This window comes from Gammaproteobacteria bacterium (genome assembly GCA_013003425.1).
Classification (GTDB): Bacteria; Pseudomonadota; Gammaproteobacteria; order Steroidobacterales; family JABDKV01; genus JABDJB01.
Window position 1 is genome coordinate 1 of the sequence record JABDJB010000058.1, and the last position, 6,640, is coordinate 6,640.

The 6,640-nt window shown below is 60.5% G+C and carries 8 protein-coding genes; 6 read left to right on the forward strand and 2 right to left on the reverse strand.

The genetic code is table 11. The annotated features are described in order from the left end of the window. The 3 genes from dnaX to recR form a co-directional block, all read left to right on the forward strand. Positions 1 to 1,425 (forward strand): DNA polymerase III subunit gamma/tau (dnaX, locus tag HKN06_09060; protein ID NNF61463.1); only part of this gene is annotated, 1,425 nt, incomplete at its 5' end. An 18-nt stretch (positions 1,426 to 1,443) separates the two neighbouring features. Next, entirely contained in the window at positions 1,444 to 1,761 is a 318-nt protein-coding gene (locus HKN06_09065) for a YbaB/EbfC family nucleoid-associated protein (GenBank protein ID NNF61464.1), read from the forward strand. Between the two features lie 9 nt (positions 1,762 to 1,770). Then, positions 1,771 to 2,370 carry a recombination protein RecR gene (gene recR, locus HKN06_09070; GenBank protein NNF61465.1) on the forward strand — a complete coding sequence of 200 codons (600 nt, stop codon included), beginning with the start codon at positions 1,771 to 1,773 and terminating at the stop codon, positions 2,368 to 2,370. Here the strand turns inward: recR and rsgA are convergent. Next, complete coding sequence (gene rsgA / locus HKN06_09075; GenBank protein NNF61466.1) at positions 2,361 to 3,272, reverse strand: ribosome small subunit-dependent GTPase A; 912 nt, start codon at positions 3,270 to 3,272, stop codon at positions 2,361 to 2,363. The genes recR and rsgA overlap by 10 nt on opposite strands. A gap of 13 nt (positions 3,273 to 3,285) precedes the next feature. Next, a complete protein-coding gene (locus HKN06_09080) occupies positions 3,286 to 4,530 on the reverse strand; it encodes a M48 family metallopeptidase (protein ID NNF61467.1) in 1,245 nt (414 codons plus the stop codon). Positions 4,531 to 4,609: 79 nt separating this feature from the next. Here HKN06_09080 and orn point away from each other — a divergent pair, with 79 nt between their 5' ends. The 3 genes from orn to HKN06_09095 all read left to right on the forward strand — a co-directional run bounded on the left by orn (position 4,610) and on the right by HKN06_09095 (position 6,444). Then, entirely contained in the window at positions 4,610 to 5,182 is a 573-nt protein-coding gene (orn, locus tag HKN06_09085) for an oligoribonuclease (GenBank protein NNF61468.1), read from the forward strand. Further along, a complete protein-coding gene (locus HKN06_09090; protein ID NNF61469.1) occupies positions 5,179 to 5,769 on the forward strand; it encodes a DUF938 domain-containing protein in 591 nt (196 codons plus the stop codon). The genes orn and HKN06_09090 overlap by 4 nt, the downstream gene beginning before the upstream one ends. A 216-nt stretch (positions 5,770 to 5,985) precedes the next feature. After that, positions 5,986 to 6,444 (forward strand): hypothetical protein, encoded by a 459-nt coding sequence (locus HKN06_09095; GenBank protein NNF61470.1) that lies wholly within the window; start codon positions 5,986 to 5,988, stop codon positions 6,442 to 6,444. Positions 6,445 to 6,640 lie beyond the last annotated feature (196 nt).

Sequence of the window (6,640 nt, forward strand, 5' to 3'; positions counted from 1 at the left end):
CGCGAAATTGACGAAGGACGCTTTGTCGACCTGATAGAGGTCGATGCCGCATCGCGGACAAAGGTCGACGATACCCGCGAGCTGCTTGATAACGTGCAGTATCGTCCCACTCGTGGCGTGTTCAAGGTGTACCTCATTGACGAAGTGCATATGCTGTCAAAGCACTCTTTCAACGCATTGCTCAAAACCCTCGAAGAGCCGCCGGAGCACGTCAAGTTCCTGCTGGCAACGACCGACCCGCAGAAGCTTCCCGTCACGGTGCTGTCGCGCTGCCTGCAGTTCAACCTGAAGAAGTTGCCGCTGGATCTTATTGTCGAACGGCTGCGGCTCATCACCGGCAGCGAGGAGGTTGAAACAGACGAGGGCGCACTGCTGCGGCTGGCGCGCGCCGCCGATGGCAGCATGCGTGATGCACTCAGTCTGCTCGACCAGGCGATTTCTTTTGGCGACGGCAAGCTGACCGATGCCGAGGTGCTCACCATGCTGGGCAGCATCGATCGCCAGGAAATCGCCGCCATCCTGCAGGCAGTTGTAGCCGGCGATGCGCCGGGCGTCATGCAGGGAATTGCAGCGATGGATGAACATGCGCCCGATTACGAAGCAGCGCTGGGTGATATTGCCAGCCTCCTGCAGCGTGCCGCCCTGGCCCAGCTGGTCCCGGATGCCATTGATGACAGCCACGGCGATCGCGAACTGGCGATGGCGCTGGCCGGGGTAGCATCGGCCGATGAGTTGCAGCTTTATTACCAGATTGCGCTCATCGGGCGACGCGACCTCTATCTCGCGGCCAACCCGCGTGGCGGCTTCGAGATGGTGCTGCTGCGCATGCTGGCATTTCGTCCTGCCGGCCCGGGTGACAGCGCCGGCACTGACGCCCCGGTGCGGAAAGCCGCAGCGAAGCCCAAAGCCGCATCAACAACTGCGCAAAAGAAGCCGCCGGTGGCAACGGCAGCGCCACAAACGACAACGAAACCGGACCCGCAACCGGCGCAGGTGCAAAAACCGAAACCTGCCATCGCGACAGACGGGCAGGTGGACTGGGCCGGCATTATCGAGCAGGTTAACCTGCGCGGCGCCGCCCGCGAACTGGCCGCCAATTGCGAGTTCAGCCGGCGCAAAGGTCATGTGTGGCACCTGACGCTTGACGAGCGTCACGCGCATTTACTCACCGATCAGCAGCGCGATCGCCTGGGTGCTGCGTTGAGCGAAGTGACCGGCGCAGAGGTATCACTAAGGATTAAACTGGGCAAGCCGGCTGCGGCGACGCCTGCCGAGAAAAAAGTACAGGCAGCAGAAGACGAACTGGATGCTGCACGCGATAATATTGCCAGCGACCCCAACGTCAAGGCGTTGAAAGACCTTTTTGGTGCGTCGGTAGTGGAAGACTCTGTGCGCCCGACAGACAATGGCGAGAACGGCGCCTGAACCGGAGATGAGGACGGAATGAAGCAGCTTTCCAAGTTGATGAAGCAAGCCCAGCAGATGCAGGAAAACATGCAGAAGATGCAGGAGGAGCTGAGCCAGCACAAAGTAACCGGCGAGGCCGGTGGCGGCATGGTCAGTGTCGTAATGGACTGTCGCCATGGTGTGCATGCAATTAACATCGACGAGCAGGTGCTTGGAGACGACAAGGATATGCTCGAAGACCTGGTGGCGGCGGCAATCAACGATGCCGTGCGTAAGGTCGAAGAAACAACCAAGGAAAAATTTTCCGGTCTGACCGGCGGGATCAACCTGCCCGGCATGAACCTGCCATTTTAGAAATTCGTAGTGCTTTTCTCTCCCAGGCTGCAGCAATTGATCGATGCCTTGCGATGTTTGCCCGGTGTCGGGCCGAAAACAGCGCAGCGCATGTCGTTTCACCTGCTTGAACGCGACCGTGACGGTGCAGGTCATATAGCGTCGTCTATAGCTGACGCACTGGAGCACATAGGCCACTGCAGTCGTTGCCGCATGCTCACCGAAAAGGATGTTTGCGAAATCTGCTCGGCGTCCAGCCGTGATGATGCGCTGTTGTGTATTGTTGAAACGCCGGCCGACGTGATTGCGGTGGAGCAGTCAGCGGCCTATCGCGGTCGTTTTTTCGTTCTGATGGGCCATCTGTCGCCACTCGATGGCATTGGGCCTGACGAACTGGGGCTGGACCTGCTCAAGGAGCGGCTCGGCGACGGCGCTATCAGGGAAGTGATCCTTGCCACCAACCCCACCGTGGAAGGTGAGGCCACCGCGCACTACATTGCCGAGCTTGCCGGTCGCGCCGGTATCGCCACGACGCGTATTGCGCACGGCGTGCCCGTCGGTGGTGAACTCGAATATGTCGATGGCGGCACGCTTACGCACGCCTTTGTCGGGCGCAAGGCCTACGAGTAGTTGTCCGGATCAATAGCCGCCAGGCGTTCGACCAGGTGGCAATAGCTTTCGTAGCGTCGCCGGCTGATTCCGCCGTGCTCCAGTGCCGCTTTCACGCCACAGTCCGGTTCCGCCAGGTGGCGGCAGTCAGCAAAGCGACACTGCGAAGCGGCTTCGGCAAACTCAATGAAACCGGTCGCCAGTTGTCGCGCTGATACCGGCGGCGGCGCGTAATCGCGTACACCGGGTGAATCGATGACCTCGCCACCATTGCCCAGGTGATGCAGGATAGACGCCGTCGTGGTGTGGCGACCCTCGCCGCTGCCATCCGATAACGTCTGTGTGCGGCTGTCGAGGCCAGGGATCATTGCGTTAAGCAGTGACGACTTGCCGACGCCGGACTGGCCAACGAGGATGCTGGTCTGGCCCGACAGCAGGTCCATCAATGGCGCCAGGCCGTCAGGCTGGCAGGCAGAAACGGTTACCGTCAGATAGCCAAGCGCGGCAAAGCCTGCCAGGTTGAGCGTGGCGATATCGCTCTTGTTGCCCACAACTGCGGCGCTGACCCCCACAAGTTCGGCAGCAACCAGATAGCGGTCGACCAGCGAATAGTCTGGCTCTGGTTGCGGCGCGATTACCACTACGATCTGGCTCATGTTGGAGGCGATTACCTCGGTGCGACCCCGACGGTCGGGGCGAGCAAGCTCGGTGCGGCGCGGCAGGATCTCGACGACAACCCCGTCGCCAACGTCGGTCTGTTCGAGTCGCCAGCGCACTTCGTCGGCGCAAACTGGCCGCAGTCGGCGGCCCTTCATCGCACAGTGATAACGGTTGTGCGCGTGGTCTTCAACGACCGCGTGGCGTCCATGTGCGGCAACGACACGGCCCGAACTGATGCTTTCGTTGTTCGGGTCGGCCTTCATGGACGGCGCTTTGTCAGGCGGCCAGTTCGCTGAGCCGTGCTACCCGCGCGGTAGCCGGTGGGTGGGAATCGTAAAAGCCTGAGTGCAGCGCATCGGGCGTAAGCGTCGTGGCGTTATCCCGGTACAGCTTGCACAGCGCGGTTATCAGTGCGCTGGCATTGCTCTGTTCGGCCGCATAAACATCAGCTTCGAATTCGTCGCGGCGTGAAAGGTACGACATCAGTGGCGTGAGCGGGAAAGTAAATACCGGCACCACCATGACAAACAGCAACAGCGCCATGTGGTTGGACGGCGTGTCCACACCCAGCGCACCAAAGAACCATGGTTTTGTGATCAGCCAGCCAAGCAGGGCAAGCCCGGCCAGGCTGAGGGCAAAGCTGAGCAGCAGGCGCCGCAGCACATGGCGCTTGCGAAAGTGGCCCAGCTCGTGGGCCAGTACAGCCTCAATTTCTTCGTGGCCGAGGCTTTCCATCAGGGTGTCGAAAAATACGATGCGCTTGTTATTGCCGACGCCGGTGAAGTAGGCGTTGCCATGGGTGGACCGGCGTGAGCCGTCCATGACAAAGATGCCCTTGCTGCGGAAACCGCAGCGGTTCAGCAGCTGCTCAATACGCTGCGCCAGTTCCTGGTTCGGCAAGGGCGAAAACTTGTTGAACAGCGGTGCAATAAACGCCGGATAGGCCCAGGTGATCAACAGCGTAAAGCCGACCCACACCGCCCAGGTGTAAAGCCACCAGAATTCGCCGGCACGCTCCATCAACCAAAGTATCACTGCGATAAGCGGTACGCCGAGCAGTAGCATCAGCACCAGGCCCTTGACCAGGTCGGCGACAAACAGCCGCGGCGTGGTCTTGTTAAAGCCATAACGTGCCTCAATGCCAAACGTTCGGTAGACCGACATCGGCAGGTCGAGTGCTGCCATGATGATCATGGCGCTGACTATGACCGCCACGCCGGTGAGCAGCGTGCCCAGCCCGGCATCACGCCACAGGCCATCCAGCAGGGCCAGGCCGCCACCCAGTGTCCAGCCGAGCAACAGCGCGGTATCGATAATTTCTGACACCATGCCGGTACGCACCCGGGTTGCCGAATAGTCGGCAGCCTTCTGGTGGTCAGCAAGTGAAATGGTCTCGTCGAACGGTTGCGGTACACGATCGCGATGGGCGCGTACGGCCGACACCTGGCGGCTGGCCAGCCACAGGCGAAATGCCGTTCCGGCCAGCAACAGGATGAGAAAAGCAGTGGTGAGCGGATGCATCGAGATTTCAACAGCTTGCGGGGCGTCAAAGCTTAGCCTCTGTTAGAATCAGTCGCAACTGCCAATTCGCGATTTCGCTATGTCAAAACACGCCGACAATCTCATCTGGATCGACCTGGAAATGACCGGGCTTGATCCGCTGAACGACTACATCATCGAAATCGCTACGCTGGTGACCGATCGGTATCTCAATGTCCTGTCTGAAGGGCCTGTTCTGGCGATCCACCAGCCAGACGAGGTGCTGGACGGAATGGACGAGTGGAACACGCGACAGCATGGCAATTCCGGCCTGACCGACCGAGTCCGTAACAGCACTACCAACGAACGCGATGCCGCAGCGGCGACCATCGAGTTCCTGGCGCAGTTTGTCGAGGCTGGCATATCCCCGATGTGCGGAAACTCCATTTGCCAGGACCGGCGTTTCCTGGCGCGCTGGATGCCCGACCTGGAGCGTTATTTTCACTATCGCAACCTCGACGTCAGCACGCTGAAAGAGCTGGCACGGCGTTGGGCGCCGGATGTCGCTGCCGGGTTTTCCAAGAACAGCAGCCACCTGGCCCTCGATGATATTAGGGATTCTGTGCGCGAGTTGCAGTACTACCGGCAACACCTGTTTGCAGCTCACGTGGTGCATGCTGACGCGGGCAGATGAACGGCTGGTCGGAAGCAGCTGACCGCAACAAGGCACCAATCCTCGAGGTGCTGCGCGACGCATTGCCGGCAAGGAAACTCGATGTGCTGGAAATAGGCAGCGGGACAGGGCAGCACGCCGTTTATTTCGCCAGGCATTTGCCCAATCTGGACTGGCAGACCAGCGACCGGTTGGAGAATCACGAAGCAATTGCCGCGAGAGTGCGCGCATCACGCCTGCGCAACGTCCACCTGCCACGTGAACTGGATGTCAGCAACTTTCCGCTGGATCGCAGCTACGATGTCGTTTACACGGCCAATACCGCGCACATCATGTCATTCGACGAGGTATGCGCGATGTTTGCCGGTATCAGCCAGGTACTGGAGCCAAAAGGGCAGGTCGTGCTCTATGGTCCGGTCAATCGCCATGGCGAATTCACCAGCGACAGCAATCGGGATTTTGATCACCAGCTGCGTGCTACCGCGGCGCACATGGGTATTCGCGATGATGCAAACCTGGACCGGCTGGCTCTCGACGGCGGCATGACTCGCGTTGGCGACTACGACCTGCCGGCCAACAACCGCATTCTCGTCTGGCAACGACTGTAAGAGCGGCTTCAGCCGCGACTACCTGCGACCTGTGGGAGCGGCTTCCAGCCGCGACTGCTCGCGACCTGTGGGAGCGGCTTCCAGCCGCGACTACCTGGTACGGGTTGTTTCCTGGAATCAAATGTCGTGGGAGCGGCTTCCAGCCGCGACTACCTCGTACGGGTTGTTTCCTGGAATCAAATGTCGTGGGAGCGGCTTCTCCATTGGCTATTCGCATTGGGTGAAAACAAGGACCTTTCTGCCCTTCTGAGGACTGTAAAGGGCAGAATTTCGCGGCGCATCAATTTCCTGAGGCGTGGATGCAATCGGGTCTGGCAGGCAGGATTTCATGATCACGCTGTCCGCAAAGAAGAGGACCTGGAGTCAATCGGCTGGTATATCCTCGAGAATCCTGTGCGGGCGGGGTTGGTTGATAACTACGAGTGCTACCCGATGCGTTTCTCGTCGCTTGACTTGAAGTGGTCGCAAGCAGTCGCGGCTGGAAGCCGCTCCCACAGGGAAAGCGCCGCTCTGGTAAAACATGGTCGCAAGCAGTCGCGGCTGGAAGCCGCTCCCACAGGTCGCCGCTCCCACAGGTCGCCGCTCCCACAGGTCGCCGCTCCCACAGGTCGCCGCTCCCACAGGTCGCCGCTCCCACAGGTAGCCGCTCCCACAGGTCGCCGCTCCCACAGGTAGCCGCTCCCACAGGTCGCCGCTCCCACAGGTCGCCGCTCCCACAGGTAGCCGCTCCCACAGGTCGCCGCTCCCACCGAGCACGAAGGCACTGCCGCGATGGTATGAATCAGGAGCCGGCGGCGGAAGAGGGTGCGCCAGCGGGCGCGCCGCCGCCGTTGTTTATCATGACGTCCTGGCCAGGCCGCAGTCGCTCGGC

Excerpts from the sequence above, each read along its gene's own strand:
- HKN06_09065 (NNF61464.1), top strand. The coding sequence starts at position 1,444 with ATGAAGCAGCTTTCCAAGTTGATGAAGCAAGCCCAGCAGATGCAGGAA.
- rsgA (NNF61466.1), bottom strand. The coding sequence starts at position 3,272 with ATGAAGGCCGACCCGAACAACGAAAGCATCAGTTCGGGCCGTGTCGTT.
- HKN06_09080 (NNF61467.1), bottom strand. The coding sequence starts at position 4,530 with ATGCATCCGCTCACCACTGCTTTTCTCATCCTGTTGCTGGCCGGAACG.
- orn (NNF61468.1), top strand. The coding sequence starts at position 4,610 with ATGTCAAAACACGCCGACAATCTCATCTGGATCGACCTGGAAATGACC.
- HKN06_09090 (NNF61469.1), top strand. The coding sequence starts at position 5,179 with ATGAACGGCTGGTCGGAAGCAGCTGACCGCAACAAGGCACCAATCCTC.